General features: G+C 45.1%; 20 protein-coding genes. 15 read left to right on the top strand and 5 right to left on the bottom strand.

What is annotated here, in order from left to right; genetic code table 11:
* Positions 1-327: 327 nt before the first annotated feature.
* Positions 328-1584, bottom strand: coding sequence for an aromatic amino acid transport family protein (locus R8O10_RS08335; protein WP_017820237.1), 1257 nt, complete (start codon positions 1582-1584; stop codon positions 328-330).
* 379 nt (positions 1585-1963) lie between these two features.
* On the opposite strand from R8O10_RS08335, the gene R8O10_RS08330 reads away from it, so the two are divergent.
* From R8O10_RS08330 to nirD, 11 genes are all read left to right on the top strand, one after another.
* A complete protein-coding gene (locus R8O10_RS08330) occupies positions 1964-2398 on the top strand; it encodes a GNAT family N-acetyltransferase (protein WP_017634213.1) in 435 nt (144 codons plus the stop codon).
* A 292-nt stretch (positions 2399-2690) separates the two neighbouring features.
* Positions 2691-5354: a nitrate reductase gene (locus R8O10_RS08325; RefSeq protein WP_318191285.1), complete on the top strand. Its 2664-nt coding sequence runs from the start codon at positions 2691-2693 to the stop codon at positions 5352-5354.
* Between the two features lie 20 nt (positions 5355-5374).
* On the top strand, positions 5375-6280 hold the full coding sequence (gene cobA, locus R8O10_RS08320) for a uroporphyrinogen-III C-methyltransferase (protein ID WP_318191284.1): 906 nt from the start codon (positions 5375-5377) through the stop codon (positions 6278-6280).
* A complete protein-coding gene (locus R8O10_RS08315; RefSeq protein WP_318191283.1) occupies positions 6277-7230 on the top strand; it encodes a glycosyl transferase family protein in 954 nt (317 codons plus the stop codon). Before cobA ends, R8O10_RS08315 begins: the two co-directional genes overlap by 4 nt.
* Positions 7231-7459: 229 nt before the next feature.
* On the top strand, positions 7460-8377 hold the full coding sequence (locus R8O10_RS08310; protein WP_009704599.1) for a dienelactone hydrolase family protein: 918 nt from the start codon (positions 7460-7462) through the stop codon (positions 8375-8377).
* Between the two features lie 73 nt (positions 8378-8450).
* On the top strand, positions 8451-9032 hold the full coding sequence (locus tag R8O10_RS08305) for an ANTAR domain-containing response regulator (protein WP_318191282.1): 582 nt from the start codon (positions 8451-8453) through the stop codon (positions 9030-9032).
* Positions 9033-9297: 265 nt separating this feature from the next.
* Complete coding sequence (locus R8O10_RS08300; RefSeq protein ID WP_318191281.1) at positions 9298-10662, top strand: CmpA/NrtA family ABC transporter substrate-binding protein; 1365 nt, start codon at positions 9298-9300, stop codon at positions 10660-10662.
* A 72-nt stretch (positions 10663-10734) separates the two neighbouring features.
* The gene (locus tag R8O10_RS08295) at positions 10735-11700 is read left to right on the top strand and encodes an ABC transporter permease (RefSeq protein WP_005375889.1); all 966 of its coding nucleotides are present in this window, start codon (positions 10735-10737) and stop codon (positions 11698-11700) included.
* Positions 11701-11711: 11 nt separating this feature from the next.
* Positions 11712-12548: an ABC transporter ATP-binding protein gene (locus tag R8O10_RS08290; protein WP_005450080.1), complete on the top strand. Its 837-nt coding sequence runs from the start codon at positions 11712-11714 to the stop codon at positions 12546-12548.
* Positions 12549-12558: 10 nt separating this feature from the next.
* On the top strand, positions 12559-15078 hold the full coding sequence (nirB, locus tag R8O10_RS08285) for a nitrite reductase large subunit NirB (RefSeq protein ID WP_318191280.1): 2520 nt from the start codon (positions 12559-12561) through the stop codon (positions 15076-15078).
* Positions 15079-15414 carry a nitrite reductase small subunit NirD gene (gene nirD / locus R8O10_RS08280; RefSeq protein ID WP_069687627.1) on the top strand — a complete coding sequence of 112 codons (336 nt, stop codon included), beginning with the start codon at positions 15079-15081 and terminating at the stop codon, positions 15412-15414.
* A gap of 102 nt (positions 15415-15516) precedes the next feature.
* On the opposite strand, the gene R8O10_RS08275 is transcribed toward nirD, so the two are convergent.
* Positions 15517-15921 carry a PPC domain-containing DNA-binding protein gene (locus tag R8O10_RS08275; RefSeq protein WP_318191279.1) on the bottom strand — a complete coding sequence of 135 codons (405 nt, stop codon included), beginning with the start codon at positions 15919-15921 and terminating at the stop codon, positions 15517-15519.
* Between the two features lies 1 nt (position 15922).
* Positions 15923-16498 carry a TetR/AcrR family transcriptional regulator gene (locus R8O10_RS08270; protein ID WP_005375904.1) on the bottom strand — a complete coding sequence of 192 codons (576 nt, stop codon included), beginning with the start codon at positions 16496-16498 and terminating at the stop codon, positions 15923-15925.
* Between the two features lie 284 nt (positions 16499-16782).
* On the opposite strand from R8O10_RS08270, the gene R8O10_RS08265 reads away from it, so the two are divergent.
* From R8O10_RS08265 to R8O10_RS08250, 4 genes are all read left to right on the top strand, one after another.
* Positions 16783-17397 (top strand): glutathione S-transferase, encoded by a 615-nt coding sequence (locus R8O10_RS08265; RefSeq protein ID WP_318191278.1) that lies wholly within the window; start codon positions 16783-16785, stop codon positions 17395-17397.
* A 220-nt stretch (positions 17398-17617) separates the two neighbouring features.
* Positions 17618-17878 (top strand): hypothetical protein, encoded by a 261-nt coding sequence (locus R8O10_RS08260; RefSeq protein WP_017820228.1) that lies wholly within the window; start codon positions 17618-17620, stop codon positions 17876-17878.
* Positions 17879-17907: 29 nt separating this feature from the next.
* Positions 17908-19137 carry a PP2C family protein-serine/threonine phosphatase gene (locus R8O10_RS08255; protein ID WP_318191277.1) on the top strand — a complete coding sequence of 410 codons (1230 nt, stop codon included), beginning with the start codon at positions 17908-17910 and terminating at the stop codon, positions 19135-19137.
* Complete coding sequence (locus R8O10_RS08250; protein WP_025998580.1) at positions 19118-19579, top strand: ATP-binding protein; 462 nt, start codon at positions 19118-19120, stop codon at positions 19577-19579. The genes R8O10_RS08255 and R8O10_RS08250 overlap by 20 nt, the downstream gene beginning before the upstream one ends.
* A 70-nt stretch (positions 19580-19649) precedes the next feature.
* Here the strand turns inward: R8O10_RS08250 and R8O10_RS08245 are convergent, their stop codons facing one another.
* Positions 19650-19841, bottom strand: a complete 192-nt coding sequence (locus R8O10_RS08245; RefSeq protein ID WP_025767706.1) for a hypothetical protein — start codon at positions 19839-19841, stop codon at positions 19650-19652.
* A gap of 34 nt (positions 19842-19875) precedes the next feature.
* Entirely contained in the window at positions 19876-20211 is a 336-nt protein-coding gene (locus R8O10_RS08240) for an Hpt domain-containing protein (RefSeq protein ID WP_031781126.1), read from the bottom strand.
* Positions 20212-20481 lie beyond the last annotated feature (270 nt).

Below are 20481 nucleotides of genomic sequence, written 5' to 3'. Positions count from 1 at the left end.
TAAAAAATTACGTTTCTGTCATAAATATTTAATGTTTGTATGGGTTGTTAAAAAACTGGATATTAGACATAGTGTTATTAAGCCAATAAAAAATGGCTTTTATAATAAATAGGAGATTAACTATGCATAATGAAATGATTCAACCTTCGCACTTCGGCATTATCGGCCGTACCTGCATCGCTTCAGTACTTATGATTGCGGGTGTTTTCGCTCTTATTTAAGAGTCAAGGGTAACGATGATTACCTTTTAAAGAGTAAGAAAATTCAGGGAATCACCTTAACCTTGTGTAAGGTATTCCCCTGAAAATCCAAGCTAGTCTTTAGTTATTAGCTGAAGAAGCTAAAAATCAATGCACTTACCGCCACAATGCCTGCTGCTAGAACAAAGTAAGTAGAGACATTTCCTCGATATTGTTTCATCGCCTCGATTTTATACACCGCTAACATTGGCATAATAAATAAGATCATTGCAATAACAGGCCCTGACAATGCTTCCATCATACCAAGAATACTTGGGTTCATGATCGCCGCCGCCCAGATTGAGAAGAACAGTGCTGCCACGCTGATACGATCAACACGCTTCTCAGATAGGTTAAAATGCTTGTTAATTAAACCATTTAAGCTTTCACGCGCACCTAAAAAATGCCCAAGGAAAGATGAAGTGATAGCAACAAACGCTACTAAAGGACCAAGTGTTGCAATAAATGGATTATCGGTTGCGTTCGCTAAGTAAGACAATACGGATACGTTTTGTTCTTTTGCTTGAGCCAATTGTTCAGGTGACAGTGTTAGCACACAGGAAAATACAAAAATAAGAACAAAGGCAATCAGCATGATGCTAGTGCGGCGAAGAATAACTTCGGATTTGGCATCTGCCTGCTTACCGTAATGGCGACGTTGTACATTTGCAAAGCTTGAAATTGCAGCTGCGTGACTAAACGAAAAAATCACTACAGGAACTGCTAACCACATAGTGCTAGCAAAAGCTGACGCTTCTGGCACATCCATGACAGGCATGGTCCAGTTCGGTATTAAGTAAAATGATAGAAAGGCAAGAATGGCAACAAGTGGGAACACCATAATGGCAAAGGCCCGTAGCATTACTTTTTCACCCGCCATCATAATAGCAATTAGTGCAAACACTAGTACGCCAGAAAGCAAAGGTCTAGGTAAAGAAGCCATATCAGCCTGATTTACCATGAAGCTATCTACTGTGTTTGTTATTCCAACCCCATATATCAACAGGATCGGGAAGATCGAAAGAAAATACAGCAGTGAAATAGAACGGCCTGCTTTTGCGCCGAAGTGCTCTTCCACTACATCAGTGAAGTCTGCGTTTTTGATCTTAGAAGATAGTACAAAACGAGCTAAGCCACGGTGCGCAAGATAGGTCATTGGAAAAGCAAGTACTGCCATCGCGACTAAAGGCCAAAAACCACCAATCCCAAGGTTAATTGGCAGAAACAGGATGCCTGCGCCAACGGCTGTTCCAAATAGGCTAAGAACCCAATGTGTATCATGTTTTGACCAAGCTGTGGTTGTGTTTATTTCACTAGGATTTAAGGCATTTCGAGATTCTTTCACTTTAAAACTCGCTTTTATAAAAATAATAATGCTGAAAATGGTAAAGGTTTTAGTGTTTATTATCACATACGAAGCTTGGTGAATAATGCTGTGGACTTGGGGTGGTTGTAAATTATCCAACTATGAATTTTTCAATAAGCCAGAATAAAGTTCCTAAATTTAATGCATTTAATGGTAGTATGTATTGAAATTTTCATCTTGTGTGGTTTTTGATTTTGCGGTTAAAACTTAATCACGGATGTATGTTCTAAGTGAGTTAGGCCTAATTTTCAGGAAGAATATTACATTTCTTAAGCACTTAATTGAGATGTGTGTGTCCCGTCATTTAGATGAGATTTAGGTATACTGCTGCCATTCATGTTAAAGAAGGAGTCATTGAATGGACATCTTGTCTGCGCAAAAAGAGGACTTATTTGCCATATATAAGCTCGAAAATACTTTATTTGGAGAACACGCCTATCCTCAATTTTTCTTTCGGCAAGCTTTTGATTGTTGGGGAGAGAGTTTACTGGTAGCAAAAGAGGGAGAGCAGGTCGCAGGGTATATATTGCTAACGACTAGCACAAATGCACATCAATATTGGATCATGTCATTGGCCGTGGATATTCAACATAGAGGTAAAGGTATTGCGCGTTCCCTCCTAGAAAACGTTATTGCGTCGTTGACGTTAGGCTCAAGCGTGAAATTGACTGTCGATCCTAAGAACCAACCTGCATTGTCTTTATACCTCTCCCTTGGCTTTAAAACGTTAGAAGAAGAAGCGCATTATTTTGGTGACGAAGAATCCAGGTTAGTCATGGAATTAGTAAAGTAATACTGCACGATAATGACCGAAATTTGCACACAATCAGTGCGTAGCATTACGTTGCTATAATTGGTTTTAAGCTAACCCTTTGTATGGTAAGGGTTTTTAATCTTGGCACCTCACTTGCTTTACTTAAACGTTCATCGATAACTCGATGCGCCGCTCTTAATAGCAGGCGAGAGCGGTATAGGGTATTACTTTTTGAAAATGTACTAACAGCGTTAAAGGCATTGCTGCCTCTCTCGATTCGGGAGAGGCTTTTTTTTGCTAGTAAGTTGGGCTGAATCGCACTGGAGGTGTTATGTCGCAAGGATGCAAAAAAACCACTTGTCCCTATTGTGGTGTTGGATGTGGTGTCGAGGTCAATGCGAAAGGAATCGTTGGGGATGCGTGTCATCCTGCAAATGCGGGATCACTGTGCGTAAAGGGCGTCGCGTTGGCAGAGAGCTTGAATATGCCTTCGCGCTTGCTGTATCCAAAGCTTGTCACCAAGCAGCGACCTCAAGGGCAAGAAGTACAATGGCAACAAGCCACAGATCTGATTGCAGAAAAGATTCATCAAGCGAAAGCGGAGTTTGGACCGGATTCCGTCGCGATGTACGTGTCAGGCCAGTTGTTGACGGAAGACTATTACGTCGCCAACAAACTCATGAAAGGCTATGTTGGCAGCGCAAACATCGATACAAACTCCCGTTTGTGTATGTCTTCGGCGGTTGCGGCTCATGTACGAGCATTTGGTGAAGATGTCGTTCCCGTCAATTACGACGACATTGATAATACCGAGCTATTGATAATTTGCGGTGCGAATACCGCTTGGACGCATCCTGTTTTATTCCGACGTATTCAACAAGCGAGAGAAAACAATCCTAACCTCAAGCTAGTGGTCATTGACCCGCGTAAAACGGTGACAGCACAGCAAGCGGATTTGCATCTACCGATTAAAAACGATGGTGATGTGTCACTCTTCAATGGGCTGCTCAAGTTTCTTATTGAACAACAATTGATTGATTCTGAATACATAAATTCTTATACCGACGGATTTAATGCACTTAGAGAAGAAGTTTCTGATTTGCGTTACGATGTCACTAATTTGACGTCTTCCATTGGCATTTCAGAAGAAAAACTCACGACATTCTTCCAATGGTTTGCGCAAAGCCCAACCGCAATCACGTTGTTTTGCCAAGGGGTTAACCAAGCCGAAAATGGTGTCGATAAAGGCAATGCCATTATTAATGCACACTTGGCGACAGGTAAAATTGCCAAGTCAGGTTGCGGGCCATTTTCTATTACAGGTCAACCGAATGCGATGGGTGGACGAGAAGTGGGTGGTTTGGCAAATCAATTAGCGGTTCATCGTGCTTTTGACGCAGAGTCTATCAAGCAAGTGCAGGCGTTCTGGGATTCACCAGAGATTGCCACTCAGCCCGGTTTAAAAGCCGTTGAACTGTTTGAGGCTGTAGAACGTGGTGAGATTAAAGTTCTGTGGATCATGGCAACCAATCCCGTTGTCTCTTTGCCAGATAACCAATTGGTAAAACGTGCACTAGAGATTTGTCCGTTTGTGATTGTTTCCGATATCACAGCGGATTCGGATGTAGCGCATTACGCAAACCTGTTGCTGCCCGCCGCTGGTTGGGGGGAGAAACAAGGTATGGTGACTAACTCTGAGCGTCGACTTTCTAGGCAGCGTCAGTTTCAAACGCCTCCGGGTGAAGCAAAATCGGATTGGTGGGCGATAAGCCAAGTTGGACAAGCTTTGTGTGCATTGGAAAAGACACAAAATGGCTTTGCGTTTACTTCTGAGCGGGCGGTATTCAGAGAATATGCCGCGATGACAGGCATGAATGCAGATTCGCCATTGAAGCTAGATCTTTCTCAATACGCAAACTTAACCGAGCAAGAATACGAAGAGTGGGTGCCAACACAATGGGGAGGAGAGCGTCCTTTTGCTGATGGAATCTATTCGCACCCAGATGGAAAAGCGCGCTTTGTCGTGACCAGTGAATCTCCAACGCGTTTAGAAAGAACAAAAGGCTGGTGGCTCAATACGGGCAGGCAACGAGACCAATGGCATACCATGACGCGCACAGGTCATATCGCACACCTTGCCGCCTCTGAGTTAGAGCCAACCGTGTACATGAACACACTCTCTGCTACTCAAAATCGCTTAAAAACAGGACAACTCACCAAGCTGTTCCAGCCTACTTCAAACACCAGTATTTATGCCAAAGTTGCCATTGATGAAGGTTTAGGTTTTCAAGAGCTATTTATGTCAATGCACTGGGCGGGTCGATATGGCGGTGAAAGTAGTGTTAACGCGATAGTAAACAGCGCAAAAGACCCTATTTCCGGGCAGCCTGCATTTAAGTCGTCTTATGTTGAAGTGCAAGAGGCGGCGGTAAAAACCTACGGTATGTTCATCGGTACACAGTTTGATTCTGGTAAATTTCTCTACAGCGCATTTCAATCAGAAAGCAACTTGGGCATCTGGCGCTTTGCACACGATAAGCGACCAAAGAAGCAGAGTTTTTGTCGAACGGAAAAGAGCCGCAGGATTACGATAGATATTGCCCAAGGTTGGCTAGCGGTGGATTACGACCTTGTTGGAGACGTTCGTATCATTCGCTCTGTTTTAGTGGTGTCTAGTGAACCGATTCAAACCGACTACACCAACTTTACCGGCTTGATTGGCAAACCGATGGCGCTATCGCAACTGCTTACCATCACTCAATCGCAAAGCAGCGCCAAACTGGTTTGTAGTTGTTTCCGTGTCACTGATAAACAAATACATGACGCGATGGAGAAACAAGACTGCACGTCACTGACTCAACTTCAAAACAAACTCAAATGCGGTACTAACTGTGGCTCGTGCGTCTCTCAAATCAAACAAATGATCGACAGCCATCAGCATCAAAAGGGCAAACAGCAAGCGAACCAGCAAAGTTTGGCTATTCAAATAAAGTAAGTCACAAAGAGGATAAGCACATGGAAGCGCCTTATCAAAAGTCTTGGTTTAAAAAAGGACAAGCGAGTCAGAAACAAGAACGCTCGTCTCGCTTTTCTAAGCATGACCAAGCAAGCAAACTGAACCAACTTTTAGAAGACCATTCAATAGACCTCGACGCGAACCACAAAGGTTTTGTCTCGATTGTCGGAGCAGGGCCGCACGCTCCTGACTTGTTAACCGTGAAGGCTGTGAAAGCGATTATGTCGGCAGAGATTCTGCTGTACGACCGTTTGGTTAACAAAGATATTTTGGAGTTGGCTCCGCCACAAGCCGATTGGATTTACGTGGGCAAACGATGCGGACAACCTAGTATTGGTCAGGAAGAAATTTGTGACTTGATGGTATCGCTCGCTCAACAAGGAAAGCGAGTTGTGCGCTTAAAAGGGGGAGATCCTTTCGTATTTGGCCGTGGAGGCGAAGAAGCATTAGCGCTCGTCAAACACTTAATCGCGTACGAAGTCATTCCCGGCATTACCGCTGCGATTGGATGTTCAGCAAACAGCTTGATTCCGCTGACTCATCGTGGCGTTGCTCGCAGCGTTACCTTTGTGACAGGGCAAGTGGTAACAGGCGCATTTGAAGCGTGGAGTCAACTGATGCAAAGCGGACAAACGTTAGTCTTCTATATGGGGTTAGAAAAGTCATCGCAAATACAAACGGGATTAATCAACTCCGGTTTGAGAGCAGATTTCCCAGTCGCGATCATCACTCATGGTTGCAGCCCTCAACAACAAGTGCACGTTACACAACTCAATCAGCTCAATGATTTATCGATTACACTTAAAGGCGTGAGCCCAGCATTGATTGTGATGGGAGAAGTTGTCAAACTGCGCGAACAACTAATAGAAACCGTACAGTCAGTGACGGAATACGAGGGAATATGAGCAGCATTTTGGAATGTATCAGAACAGTCGGTCGTGGCGAGCGTGGCAGAAAACCACTGAACTTTGACCAAGCGTTTCGAGTTATGGATGAATACCTAAACGGTGAGTGCGATGATGATCAGATGGCGATGTTATTGATGCTGATCCGCGTACAGAACGAGACTCAACAAGAAATCGCTGGTTTTGTGAAAGCATTCCAATCCCGCATGCCAGCTATTGGTGCAGACATTGATTGGCCATGTTATGCAGGCAAACGTGAAGCGGCAGGTCAACCTTGGCACCTGTTGGCAGCGAAGATCCTTGCCGATAATGGTCATAAAGTGTTAATGCATGGCTATCACGACCGTCAATCTGGTCGTTTACACGCCGAAGATTACCTCGACACTTTTGCTATTACGAAAGCGGAATCAGCAGAAGACGCAAAGCGTGTGTTAGAAACACAAAACATTGTGTATCTGCCGCTGAGTGCGTTTGCGGCTCAAGCAGAAACCATGATCGGTTGGAAGAATCGTTATGGGCTTAGAACGCCGATCAATACCGTGGTTCGTGCATTGAACCCGGGGCAAGCAACGATTGGTATTCGTGGTAGTTTCCATCCTGGATTCCAACAACTTCATGCTGAAGTCGAATACGAGATTGGTCAAACCGCTCATGCCGTTGTGTCATTCAAAGGACAATCAGGTGAGTCAGAATACAACCCAAAAGTAAGCCAAACAGTGTGGTTAAGCCAAACAAGCGGTGTGACATCGCATTACTGGACGGAGCAAATGCTATCTGAGGTGCCAATGCCTGCGAACTGCCCATTTGGGACGTCAGAAGATGACATGAACCAAATGGCAAATACGGTTCTTGCTACGATGACAGTGGTCTTGTTTGCACAAATGCACGACAGGGAAAAAGCATTCGAACGAGCTTTCTCTTACTGGCAAGCCTATTGCGGCCAACAATAACGCACTATTGTCAATTAATGTAAAACCAACGACGCAAAGTTGTTGAATCTGAATCCATTATCTATTGTTTGAAGAAGGTAAAAGATCCTAGCTCGCCAATGATGTGTTTCACCACCTTGCTCCGTATCAGAGTGGTGAAACCGCAGTTTTAGCCTCAATCGCGTTCGTTTTTAGCTTCGCGTTTGAGAATGAGAAAATCCCATATGGTAAGACACAGAGGACATGGATAATGGTTCTAAAGCATACCACTCCTAGTGAAAAGGCTTCTCATCCGATCCCGCAAGAAGCCTTCGATTGGTACGACGAATACGCCCACGGAAAAATCTCGCGCCGTGAGTTTCTAAATAGGCTGGGTGGCCTTGCGGTGCTTGGCTTTAGCATGACAGCACTGGTCGACGCGCTAACCCCGAATTACGCACTCGCAGAACAAGTTTCATTTAACGATCCTGACATCAAAGCAACTTACGAAACCTTTCCATCTCCAAATGGGCATGGAGAAGGGCGTGGTTATTTGGTGATGCCACAGAAGAAGACCTTGAAATCGCCGACCGTGTTGGTGATTCATGAAAATCGAGGCCTGAACCCTTATATCAAAGATGTCGCAAGACGACTTGCAAAGGACGGCTTTATTGCTTTCGCTCCAGACGCGCTTTATCCACTCGGCGGCTATCCGGGGAACGACGATGAAGGTCGCGCAATGCAGAAAGAGATGGACAGAGCTAAGATCGAACAAGACTTTATTGCAGCCGCTAACTTCCTCAAACAATACGAGGGTGGAAACGGTAAATTGGGCGCGGTTGGATTCTGCTTCGGTGGATACATTGTCAATATGCTTGCAGCGGTAATGCCTGAAGAGCTCGATGCAGGTGTGCCTTTTTATGGAACACCAGCTGCACAAGAGATCCAAAAGCAAGTCAAAGGACCGTTGATGATTCACTTTGCAGGGCTCGATAAGCGTGTTAACGACACATGGCCTGCTTATGAGCAGCAATTGATCGCAACCGACGCACAGTATCAAGCGTTAATGTATGAGAACGTCAACCACGGCTTCCATAACGACTCAACAGCACGCTACGCACCAGAAGAAGCGGCGCTCGCGTGGGAACGCACACTAGGTTTCTTCAAAGAACATCTCGCCTCTAGTTAAAACGCTTCAACTTTAATTGGCACATTCCTTGTTATGTCTCTCTTAGTGAGTGAGATATAAACAAGGAATGTGCATGACTCAATCAACGTCAAAAACACCCATCATAGTATGCTGTGATAGCCTCCAAGAGCAGGCTCGATTGTCCGGCTTATTGAGCAAAGATTACGACAACATCATCGGCTGCCAATTGGCACAACTAGAAACGTTAATGCAACGAGAACCGTCAGCAAGCGTTGTGGTTGGATGGCAGCAGCCAACGGCAGAACTGCGTTTGATCGTCGATTTCTGCCGCAGAAAATCGGCACCACTTCTTATCGTCTTAAAGCAATTATCATCCAATGATATCAATCGGTTATCAGAAAAAATGGACTATGTTCTTATGCCGCACGATAGTGAGTTTGCACTTCAACCTTGGATTGAACATGCGACATTAGTGAGAGCGAAATTCGAAAGTATGCAATCGGAAATTGAATCGCTGACCAATAAGATTGAAGAGCGCAAGCTGGTGGAAAAAGCCAAAGGTCTGCTGATGAAGATGCACAACGTTGATGAAGATCAGGCTTATAAAGCACTTAGAAATTCGGCCATGCAATCGAGCCAAACGCTCGCACAAGTTGCCAAGAATTTGATAACTACTTTGGAAGTGTTGGATTAGTTGTTCTACCACTTTGGGGTTAGAGTGCATTTTCTAACGTGGTGCGTGTTGCACTATCAGCAAGCAATAACAGGGAATAAGAAACGGTGGAATAAACTAATTCATTGTATTTACTGTGAAAAATAAGTTGGCACAGTAATTGGATTAGTAGAATTGGGTTTATTGTTGAATCGCTTATCTCAATTATCAACGGCGGTAATTGTAGACTTAGCAACGGCGCTACTGCTCTTTGGAGTAGTGGCGCTTTTTTTATGGGAGCAAACCAATGAAATGGAGTTCGATGCTGAAAGTGTCAGCAATTTCGTTATCGGTATTCACCACTGTCAGCGTAAAGGCAGAGTTGGGTGAGCCAGAAATTGAAGACCTGAAGTTTGGTTTTATTAAGTTAACCGATATGGCACCGCTGGCGGTTGCTTATGAGAAAGGCTTTTTTGAAGACGAAGGCTTGTACGTCACTTTAGAAGCACAAGCAAACTGGAAGGTGCTATTAGACCGAGTCATCGACGGTGAGCTTGCTGGCGCGCACATGCTTGCTGGTCAGCCATTGGGCGCAACGATTGGTGTTGGCACAAAAGCAGAAGTGATTACTGCGTTCAGTATGGATTTGAACGGCAACGCAATCACGGTTTCCAATGATACTTGGGAGCAGATGAAGCAATACATTCCAAAGCAACCAGATGGCAAGCCAGTTCACCCAATCAAAGCGGATGCACTGAAGCCTGTGGTCGACAGCTATCTGGATAAAGGCAAACCGTTCAACATGGGGATGGTGTTCCCTGTATCGACGCACAACTATGAGTTGCGATACTGGTTAGCAGCGGGTGGGATCCATCCAGGTTTTTATGCCCCAGAATCAGGTGACAACAGTGGTCAGTTGGATGCTGACGTTCTTTTGAGTGTTACACCGCCACCACAAATGCCAGCGACGATGGAAGCGGGCACGATCAAAGGGTACTGCGTGGGCGAACCATGGAATCAACAAGCCGTATTCAAAGGCATTGGTACGCCAGTCGTGACTGACTACGAAATCTGGAAGAACAACCCAGAGAAAGTGTTTGGTGTTTCCAGAGCTTGGGCTGAGAAGTATCCAAACACGCACATTCGCGTAGTGAAAGCCTTGATTCGAGCGGCACATTGGTTGGATGAAAACGACAATGCCAACCGCCAAGAAGCAGTGAAGATGCTATCAAAAAGCGAATACGTTGGAGCCGATGCCGAAGTTATCGCCAACTCGATGACGGGCACATTTGAATACGAGAAAGGCGACAAACGAGACGTGCCAGACTTCAACGTGTTCTTCCGTCATAACGCAACTTATCCGTATTACAGCGATGCGATTTGGTACCTGACCCAAATGCGTCGCTGGGGGCAAATCTCAAGCGAGAAGTCCGATGATTGGTACATGGATGTGGCGAAAGAGGTTTACCGTCCTGATATCTACCAACAAGCGGCTCAAGCGCTAATTGAAGATGGTGTGTTGAGCAAAAAAGACTTCCCAGATTTCAGTGCTGAAGATGGTTTCCGTGCGCCGCAAACACACTTTATCGACAACATCGTTTATGACGGTCGCGAGCCAAATAAATATCTAGAGAAGTTCTCCATCGGGCTTAAAGGAAAAGACAAGGTTTAACCATAACGATAAACGCCACAGGCGAGGGAATTCGCTTGTGGCAACAAGGATGTAAATTTCTTAGGAGTGAGTATGTCTAGTAATGTCATTTCCCTTTTTCCTGCTAAGCAGGTAGTGAACCGAAGTCGGTTGGTGCTTTTGCCCGTCATTGGCTTGCTGATCTTTTTGGCAATGTGGCACTTAGCAGCGAGAGAAGTGCAAACTTCATTAGGTACGCTACCGGGGCCAGTGCAAACTTTTCAGCAGTTCAGCAACCTTGTCGATGACCATTGGCAAGAGCGAGAAAAGGAACAAGCGTTTATCGAGCGTCAGGAAAAGCGCAATGCTGCGAAGTTAGCCAAGAATCCGGACGCGGAAGTGAAGATTCGTCCCTACACAGGTAAACCGACGTTCTTCGATCAAATCATAACAAGCCTAGTGACTGTGACTGCGGGCTTTTTGCTGGCGACGGTCATCGCGATTCCGCTTGGCATCGTGCTTGGTCTTAATCAAGGGCTGTATCAAGCGTTCAACCCAATCATTCAACTGCTCAAGCCCGTATCACCTTTAGCTTGGCTGCCTATCGTCACTATGGTTGTAAGTGCCACTTATGTGAGTGATGACCCGATGTTTGCTAAGTCGTTCATTAACTCTCTGATCACAGTAGCGCTATGTAGCTTATGGCCGACGCTGATTAATACCGCTGTGGGTGTAACGAGCGTTGATAAAGACTTAATCAACGTGAGCAAAGTGCTTCAACTTTCGTGGTGGCAGCACATTCGCACCATCGTTTTACCTTCTGCCATTCCAATGATCTTCACAGGTTTACGTCTCTCTTTAGGTATCGCTTGGATGGTGTTGATTGCGGCAGAGATGCTTGCGCAGAACCCTGGGTTGGGAAAGTTCGTTTGGGATGAATTCCAGAACGGCAGTTCGGCATCATTGGGTCGTATTATGGTCGCAGTCATCACCATCGGCTTTATCGGTTTGATGCTCGATAGAGGCATGTTGCAACTTCAAAAGTGGTTGTCTTGGAATAAACAACAAGCGTTGAGATAAGGGAAAAGATCATGGAAAAAGCATTATTAGATCTAACGCGATTAGGGATGCGATTCCCAACGCCAGATGGCGAGTTCATCGCGCTTAAGAACGTCGATTTACAAATAAATAAAGGCGAGTTTGTATCCCTAATTGGTCACTCTGGCTGTGGTAAATCAACGGTATTGAACTTAGTTGCAGGGCTACACATGCCAACAGACGGCGGTGTGATCGTCGATGGACGAGAGGTGGCAGGACCGGGACCTGACCGCGCAGTCGTGTTCCAAAACCATTCATTGTTGCCTTGGCTCACCGTATATCAAAACGTTGAGCTCGCAGTAAAACAAATTGCCGGCAAAAAGGGCAAAGCGTGGATTCAGGAACAAGTGAATCACTACTTGGAGTTGATTCAAATGCAGCATGCCGCGCACAAAAAGCCGGATGAAATCTCGGGCGGTATGAAGCAGCGAGTCGGCATTGCGAGAGCACTGGCACTTCAACCGAAGGTTTTGCTGATGGATGAACCATTTGGCGCGTTGGATGCGTTAACCCGTGCGCATTTGCAGGATGCACTGATGAAGATTCAAGCCGAGCTAAACAACACCGTCATCATGATTACCCATGACGTGGATGAAGCGGTGTTGTTATCTGACAAAATCGTGATGATGACCAACGGACCGGCGGCAACTATTGGTGAAGTGTTGGAAGTGAATCTACCTCGCCCTCGTGAGCGTGTCGCACTGGCGGATGATGCGCAGTATCAGAAGTGTCGACAAGCGGTGCTGAAGTTCCTTTACGAGAAGCAATCCAAAGTCGAGATTCCTGCTTCGAAAGAAGACAAACCCAAAACCGCAGCGCAAACGGCATAAGGAGGCAGCGATGAACAGTCCTTTAACGATTCCAGTAAAGAACGCATTGAGCCACATCGTTGTGGTAGGCAACGGTATGGTCGGGCAACACCTCGTCGAGCAATTAGTGCAGAAAAACGCGCATTTGGAGCACCGAATTACCGTGATTGGTGCAGAGCGCTTTATCGCGTATGACCGTGTACAACTTTCTTCTTTATTTGCGGGTAAGTCTCATGATGATTTGATGCTGAGTAACCAAGAATGGTACGACATGCATGGCATCCAACTCGTACTTGGCAGCCAAGTAACAGGCATCGACAGAGAGCAAAAGCGCATTCTGCTTGATGGTGAAGATGTGCTGGGTTACGACCAACTTGTGCTCGCGACCGGTTCTTACCCGTTTGTGCCGCCAATTGAAGGTAAAGACCGAGACAACGTGTTTGTCTATCGCACGCTTGATGATCTTTCACAAATCAAAAAGGCATGTGAAGGCGCAAGAACAGGCGCAGTGATTGGCGGCGGCTTGTTGGGTTTAGAAGCGGCAAACGCACTCAAACTATTGGGGCTAGAAACTCATGTTATTGAGTTTGCACCTCGCCTCATGCCCGTGCAGTTAGATGATGGTGCTGGCTTAGTGCTAAAAGAGAAGATTGAAGCGCTAGGGCTAACCGTTCACACCTCAACGGGTACGGAGCGAATCTGCGATGGTGAAATGGCTAAGCATCGTATGGTGTTTAAAGACAAAGATCCTCTCGAAGTGGATGTGATTGTCTTCTCCGCAGGCATTCGTCCTCAAGATGAGTTGGCAAGGCTGGCTGAGCTAGAAATAGGCGAGCGAGGCGGCATTGTGATTAACAACCAATGCCAAACCAGCGATGAGAACATATTCGCGATTGGCGAATGTGCCCTTTGGGAGCAGAAGATCTTTGGTTTAGTCGCACCCGGTTACACCATGGCGAGAACCACTGCCGATGTCTTGACTGGGATGCCAAGCGAAGGTTTCAAAGGTGCAGACATGAGCACTAAACTTAAGCTGCTTGGGGTAGATGTGGCGTCTATCGGTGATGCACAAATGCAAACCGAAGGCGCACAAGAAATGGTATTGCAAGATGCGGTTGCAGGCATCTACAAAAAGCTGGTGGTTGATGCGAGTGGTACCCAATTGCTTGGTGCAATTCTTGTTGGTGACAACAGCGATTACGATGCGCTTTTGCAGTGTTATTTGAACAAAACGGTCCTGCCAGACCACGCTGCGAACCTGCTGTTTGATACCGGAATGTTGGACGGAGAGATGCCAGACAGCGCCATCATCTGTTCTTGTCACAACGTCACAAAAGGCGACTTAGTTGCCGAGATTCAAGCTGGCACTACCAACCTGACGGACCTTAAAGCGAACACCAAAGCCGGTACTGGCTGTGGTGGGTGTAGCAATATGGTGAAGTCGGTATTGGATACTCAACTGGCAGCCATGGGGGTAGAGGTTAACAACCACCTTTGTGAGCACTTTGAGCTCAGTCGCCAAGAGATGTTCCATATTTGCAAAGTGGAACAAATCAAAGACTTCGACACCTTAATTGCACTGCATGGCAAAGGGTATGGGTGTGATATTTGTAAGCCGACAGCGGCATCTGTGTTCGCTTCTTTGTGGAATGAACACATCATGGAGCCTCAACATCAATCTCTGCAAGATTCTAATGATGCCTTTATGGCAAACCTGCAAAAAGACGGCTCTTACTCGATTGTACCTCGTGTTCCGGGCGGCGAAATCACACCAGACAAACTTATCGTGCTAGGCGAAGTTGCTCAGCAATACGATCTATACACCAAGATCACTGGCGGTCAGCGCGTGGATTTATTTGGCGCGAAGTTAGAACAACTCCCAGAAATCTGGCAAACCTTAATCGATGCTGGTTTTGAAACAGGGCACGCCTACGGAAAATCGGTGCGCACCGTGAAATCGTGTGTCGGCTCTACTTGGTGTCGCTATGGTGTTGATGACTCGGTCGGATTAGCCATTGAGTTAGAGAACCGCTACAAAGGATTGCGAGCGCCCCATAAGCTTAAGTTTGCCGTATCGGGCTGTACTCGCGAGTGTGCAGAAGCGCAAAGTAAAGACATTGGGGTGATCGCCACTGAAAACGGCTGGAATCTATACGTTTGCGGGAATGGCGGCATGAGACCAAGACACGCTGATTTGTTTGCATCTGACTTATCCAAATCAGAGTTGATCACCATGATTGACCGAGTATTGATGTTCTACGTCAGCACCGCTGATCGCTTGCAGCGTACGTCGGTGTGGATGGAGAACATGGAAGGGGGCCTAGATTACCTTAAACAAGTGATTTTGGATGACTCTCTCAACCTATGTGATTCATTGGATGAGCAAATGGCGCGAGTCATAGATACCTATCAATGTGAGTGGAAGAGTACGCTGGATAATCCTCAGAAATTGCAACGCTTCCGTCCTTTCTTGAACAGCACGTCGGGCAGCAAAGTCTTGCCGTACCAACGTGTGCGCGGTCAGCGTATTCCGGTGAAACAGGAGGTGTAAATGGCAGCTTTAACCAAAGTGAAATTGTGTCAGCTTGATGACTTAATGCCGTTTATCGGTGCTACTGTATTGATTGAAGGCGAGCACGTTGCGCTATTCTACATTCCAGATAGCGGTGTTTACGCCGTTCAAGATTGGGACCCAATTGGTAAGGCTTATGTGATGAGTCGAGGGATTGTCGGTGATATTGATGGTGAGATGTGTGTTGCATCACCACTATATAAACAGCACTTCAGTTTAAAGAGTGGGCAGTGTCTGGAAGACGAAGTGCACTGTCTAAAAACGTGGCAAGTAATGGTCGACGATAATCAGGTTTGTTACTTAGTTGAAGAATGATCCTCGAAGTTCTTTAGTGTGCTCGATATGAGTAAATTCTTAGCGTAAGAGACAACCGAATAAAGCTCCAGAGACAGCACAGTATGGCTCTGGAGCCTTTTGCTATTTGGAAGGATTCACTTGTAGTTCGGTATAGCCAGTCGAGTCGTCCATCGCTCTAGTGAACTCAAGTTCTGAGTAAGAATGGATGATCAATTCTGCGGTAGTATCAATCACTGTGCCTTCCAGCAAATGCCCACCCCAAACTCGTCCTTCACGATCAGACACCGAGATATGAACGTGTTGATGTTCAGGCGTTAGGGTTCCCATCACAGAGACGATTTCAAATGGCTCTTGTTTGGTTAACGTACTCTCTGCACCTGCCAAACGAAGGTTGAGGTCAGAGACACAGCCAACGCATGAAGCAATCGAGCCTGCTTTGATACCGTGCTTCTCGACCAATTTCGCTAGGCTCAGCTTTAAGTCCATGCCTTTGGTAAGGCGTACTGCTATCACTTCAATCGACATGTTATTTCCTAATCAAAACCAGCAAGCAGGAAAGCGCCGTATCCAAATCGGCATAACGTTTGGCTTTGCCAAGCACGCGCATGCCTTGCATGTTGTTGAGAACAAAACGAGCAAGCTCTTCTGGTTTCAGCGTTTTCGGCACTAAGGTTTCTTTTTGCGCATTGGTCAGCGCATCTGCAATGATGTCGATAAGATGGTCAAATAAGAAATGCCCTTTACGCAGTACGTCATCGTCTTCACCAGCGTGCTCAATCAACGCATTTTGAATAAAACACCCACAGTTGCGTTTGCGTTGCAGCTCAGCAAAAGATTTAAGGAACGATTCCAATTCAGGTAAAGACGCGTCGTCTTTTTCCAAATCATTCAGTGAGGGTAGCGAGACCTTTTTCAAGTAAGTATCGAGCGCTTCGTAGTAGAGCTGTTGCTTGTCACCATAGGTGTTGTAAAGACTGAAGCGGTTGATGTTCAACTCGTCGGTGAGATCCGAGATGGACGTGTTCGCAAAGCCCTTGCGCCAAAACACATCCATAGCCACGAGAAGCTTTTCATCTCGGTCGAAGTTGGCTTTTCTTGCCATAAATTACCTGCCTGGGTCTGCTTATCGGGTAATTAAATTGCTTTGGAGGGATGGTACAGAGAACCTCTAGCGTTCGAACTGAATCAATATGATGAATACCCATCTATTCTCGGGTATCAGCCCCCAAATTCATGTGAACTCACAAACGGCATCAAAAATCTCGCTCAGCAAACAGACCCACAACTGTTTGAAAATTTTTGATAGTGAAGTTCTTGACTGATCGTTTATAAACTGGCTACAGTATATCCTAACCAATCGGTTAGAAAAAGATAAAAGGATGTAAAATGAAGCTCTATGAAACCGCAATGACTCCAAGTTGTAAGCGAGTTAGCATTTTTCTAAAGGAAATCGGTGGCGAGGTTGAGCGAATTGCGCTGAACGTTCGTGGGGGCGATAACCTATCTGAACCGTTTAAATCGAAAAGCGTGAACGGCAAAGTACCTCTACTAGAGCTGGATGATGGCACTGCGATCTGTGAAAGCGTGGCGATTTGTCGCTACCTAGATGAAGCGTTTGAAAATGATCTGGCGCTGTTTGGTGCTAACCAGCTCGAACGTGCTCAGGTGGAAATGTGGCATCGTGTGGTGGAGTTCCAAGGACTAAATGCGGCATTTCAGGCGTTTCGAAACATGACCGGAGTTTATGGAGACAGAGAACGTTGCGTTGAAGCATGGGGCGAAGAATCAAAACAACGCGTCTACGAATTTCTGCCTGTCTTAGACAAGCGTCTTGAACATAATGATTTTATCGCCGTAGACCATTTTACTATCGTCGATATAACAGGCTTTATTTTGATCAGTTTCGCAATTAAAGGCCTAGAAATTGATGTGCTATCGACGTCGCCAAACATTGCTCGATGGTATAACCAAATTTTAGCTAGACCTGCATTTCAGAGTTAATGTATTGCAGCGAGTGGATGATAGCTCGCTGCTACCACCTTACCGATTCTTAACTCAGCAGGATATTCAAATTTTTTCAGATTTTTCTTATTTTTTCTCCTATCGCCTATAATTGGAAAAACAACCTCAATTTGCTTCGTTGCGTTTTAGAGCCTCGAGCTCTTGGTCCGTAGACGCTCTCTTTCATCATGGAAAGTCTAATAATAGACAAGGAGAGGTCATGAGTATTCAAGTGAAAACTATCAATAATATTCTAATCGCCCTGTTAATGGTTTCGGTTTTTGGTCTATTCGCACTGTACCTCAATTACACACAGCAGAATGAACAGATTGAAAGGCTGCAAAGTCAGTTAATCGAAAAAGAGCATCAGATACTAATTTCTAATGAAGCGTTGTCTTACACTCGATATCAACACCAATTATTAGCCGAAGACTACAGCCGTTTTAGAAATGAGCAGTCAGTGACTAGTGTTTTGCGTTAGCCAGTATAGCAACCGTATTAAGGAGGAAGATGAAATCCATTCTTTTGGTCGATGATAGTAAAACAGTCCTGCTTTACATCAGCAGTGCATTGGAAAAGCAGGGCTATGAAGTGGTTGCAGTTGAAGACGGAAGAGCGGCGCTTGAAGTGCTAACCCACCGCCCTGATATTCAGTTTGTGCTGAGTGATTTAATGATGCCTGGAATTAATGGTATTGAATTGTGTCGCCAATTAAAATCTAAAGTTAGCGAACGTTACATTTTTTTTGTTCTACTGTCTTCTAGAACTGACCAAAGTTCGATCGTGAAAGGCATTGATGCTGGCGCAGATGATTTCGTAGATAAGAAGACGTCTGTAGAGGAACTTCAGGCCAGAATCCGTGCGGGGTTTCGTACTTTAGAACTGCACAACAAACTCGTTGAGAGAAATAAAGAGCTAGATGCGGCCTATCAAACAATCCACCAAGACCTACAGTCTGCTAGTCATCTGATGGAGCAACTACTCCCTGCTGAATCAACTATTCAGAATGTAAATTTTAGCTATGTCTACAAACCATGCTCCCAGATTGGTGGTGATATGTTGGGGTATTTGGAGCTCGATGAACAACATGTTGCGTTTTATGTATTTGATGTTTCTGGTCATGGTATTTCTTCAGCTTTGATGGCTTTTTCTATTCAACAGACACTATCTCAAAGTCAGGGGCCTGATTCGATCACGATGGAGTTGAGAGATGACGGCTATTGCGTAAGTGAGCCAGCATCTGTGATTGAACGGCTAAATCGGCGTTATCAGCAAACTAGAAACAGTCAACTTTACTTTACTATGGCTTACGCCATTCTTAACACAAAATCAGGGCGACTTAGCTATTGCACGGCTGGCCACCCCAGGATCTTAGTTTGGCGAGCGAGTACGAAAACGATGGAACAGATAGGTGACGATAACTTTATCGTTGGTGCAATGCAGCCGATGGAATATAGCGGTAACCAAATTAGTCTAGATGAGGGCGATGCATTGTGGCTTTATTCGGATGGTTTGATTGAAGCGAGGCAGGGTGAGGAGATGTTTTCACTACAACGATTGGCATCGAGTATAAAAGCTGTTTGCACGCTGCCAGTTGAAGATCAAGTGGGAGACGTCTTTAAAAAAGTACAATCTTGGCACAACGAAGATGAGTTTGATGATGATGCCAGCCTTTTACAGGTAAAATGGCATGGTGAGAGGCTCGATTTTAAGGAAAAGAATGTCAAAGAGCGAATTTAAACGAACTTACGGTAGCTCCCTTACTCACTCACGAAGTGCGAGCAAAGACGTTGTTCGGTTTTTGATGGGTCATCAAATCCCCTTAAATGCAATTCAATCATTGGAGCTTTGTGTCGTTGAGCTCATGAATAACGCTTATATTCATTCTTACAGTGAAATAGAAGGCCTGCCAATTGAAGTGGAGTGTAGGGTTGGGGATGACCAAGTGTCCGGTTTCGTGGAACTGAGAGTCTCTGATTGCGGAGCGCCGATCAATGAAAAGACGTTCATCCAACATAAAAATAAACAGATTGAGGCACCTAACTTAATGGATGACGATAGTTGGTCCTCCTCAGGTCGCGGACTGATGTTAGTCGCTCAATTATCTGACCTGTTTACATTGGAAAAAGGTTTCGAAAACAATACGTTTGTTGTAGTGAAAAGGAATAGGGAGAGAAACTAACAACCAAGCAAAGTCGATTTGCTTCACTTGGTCCCTAGCGTTAATCTGACGGTTGCGTTGTATATCATTGTTATTTTGTATTCGTTGTTGGTGCCGGTGATAGTAACGCCTCCAACTCTTCTGGTGTTAGAATATCACTGATGTTTAACATATTACTTTCATCATCTAGCGCCATCTTTGTACGGCTAAGTAAGTACCTTTTTTGAGTTGGTGTTAAGTCTTTGAGAGACTCAATCAACTCCCTGAAATTGCTATTATTCATTGCCATATTTCCCCCAGTTAAGCCTTGAATTTCTTTATTGCATATTCTTCAAGTAAGTGAAGATTTGTTGATTAATTGCAGCTAGCTCTTTAGTAACTATAGCTATATCTGAGCTATCTGGCGCTGTATCGTTTCTGGTTTTTTCTTCTATTCTTTGAAACGCAATGACCGCGGTGTCTTCTCCGAAACTCTCTAGAATGCCCTTTAAACTATGAGCTAATAGATAGAGTTCTGACCAACATTTGCTTGCATATAGCTCATCTATACGCTCTATATCATTCGTGTGATCTTCAAGGTATGTAGAAAAAACAGTGACGATCAGATCTACGTCGTTATCCATGTATGTATTGAGAACATCAAAATTAATCATGTATACCCCTATTAAACGTTGAGGTAGAGGAATGTTTCGGATAATGAAGGCTTAGCCGAAGGTATGAATGGCATAACCAGTATTTGAGCAGAAATAGTTTGCTTGTCGCTTGAGATAAACTTACAAAAAGAAAGTCATTGTTAAAGATATTTTGACTTATATCCAAACGGCAATGGTCGAAATGTAGGGATGAAAAAACTTCAACTCGCGTGTTTTTAACACAAGTAGCAAAGGGGATGTTTCCAAGTAAAACGCCGAGTCGGTAAGTGT

Origin of the sequence: Vibrio sp. 1727, assembly GCF_033344415.1 — a bacterium.
Taxonomy (GTDB): Bacteria; Pseudomonadota; Gammaproteobacteria; order Enterobacterales; family Vibrionaceae; genus Vibrio; species Vibrio alginolyticus.
Note: the sequence above shows the minus strand (reverse complement) of the source record. Positions and strands in the feature narration are given on the sequence as shown.

Bases quoted from the DNA above. Each gene is read 5' to 3' on its own strand.
- R8O10_RS08330 (WP_017634213.1), top strand. From the start codon at position 1,964: ATGGACATCTTGTCTGCGCAAAAAGAGGACTTATTTGCCATATATAAG.
- R8O10_RS08325 (WP_318191285.1), top strand. From the start codon at position 2,691: ATGTCGCAAGGATGCAAAAAAACCACTTGTCCCTATTGTGGTGTTGGA.
- cobA (WP_318191284.1), top strand. From the start codon at position 5,375: ATGGAAGCGCCTTATCAAAAGTCTTGGTTTAAAAAAGGACAAGCGAGT.
- R8O10_RS08315 (WP_318191283.1), top strand. From the start codon at position 6,277: ATGAGCAGCATTTTGGAATGTATCAGAACAGTCGGTCGTGGCGAGCGT.
- R8O10_RS08310 (WP_009704599.1), top strand. From the start codon at position 7,460: ATGGTTCTAAAGCATACCACTCCTAGTGAAAAGGCTTCTCATCCGATC.
- R8O10_RS08305 (WP_318191282.1), top strand. From the start codon at position 8,451: ATGACTCAATCAACGTCAAAAACACCCATCATAGTATGCTGTGATAGC.
- R8O10_RS08300 (WP_318191281.1), top strand. From the start codon at position 9,298: ATGAAATGGAGTTCGATGCTGAAAGTGTCAGCAATTTCGTTATCGGTA.
- R8O10_RS08295 (WP_005375889.1), top strand. From the start codon at position 10,735: ATGTCTAGTAATGTCATTTCCCTTTTTCCTGCTAAGCAGGTAGTGAAC.
- R8O10_RS08290 (WP_005450080.1), top strand. From the start codon at position 11,712: ATGGAAAAAGCATTATTAGATCTAACGCGATTAGGGATGCGATTCCCA.
- nirB (WP_318191280.1), top strand. From the start codon at position 12,559: ATGAACAGTCCTTTAACGATTCCAGTAAAGAACGCATTGAGCCACATC.
- nirD (WP_069687627.1), top strand. From the start codon at position 15,079: ATGGCAGCTTTAACCAAAGTGAAATTGTGTCAGCTTGATGACTTAATG.
- R8O10_RS08275 (WP_318191279.1), bottom strand. From the start codon at position 15,921: ATGTCGATTGAAGTGATAGCAGTACGCCTTACCAAAGGCATGGACTTA.
- R8O10_RS08270 (WP_005375904.1), bottom strand. From the start codon at position 16,498: ATGGCAAGAAAAGCCAACTTCGACCGAGATGAAAAGCTTCTCGTGGCT.
- R8O10_RS08265 (WP_318191278.1), top strand. From the start codon at position 16,783: ATGAAGCTCTATGAAACCGCAATGACTCCAAGTTGTAAGCGAGTTAGC.
- R8O10_RS08260 (WP_017820228.1), top strand. From the start codon at position 17,618: ATGAGTATTCAAGTGAAAACTATCAATAATATTCTAATCGCCCTGTTA.
- R8O10_RS08255 (WP_318191277.1), top strand. From the start codon at position 17,908: ATGAAATCCATTCTTTTGGTCGATGATAGTAAAACAGTCCTGCTTTAC.
- R8O10_RS08250 (WP_025998580.1), top strand. From the start codon at position 19,118: ATGTCAAAGAGCGAATTTAAACGAACTTACGGTAGCTCCCTTACTCAC.
- R8O10_RS08245 (WP_025767706.1), bottom strand. From the start codon at position 19,841: ATGAATAATAGCAATTTCAGGGAGTTGATTGAGTCTCTCAAAGACTTA.
- R8O10_RS08240 (WP_031781126.1), bottom strand. From the start codon at position 20,211: ATGATTAATTTTGATGTTCTCAATACATACATGGATAACGACGTAGAT.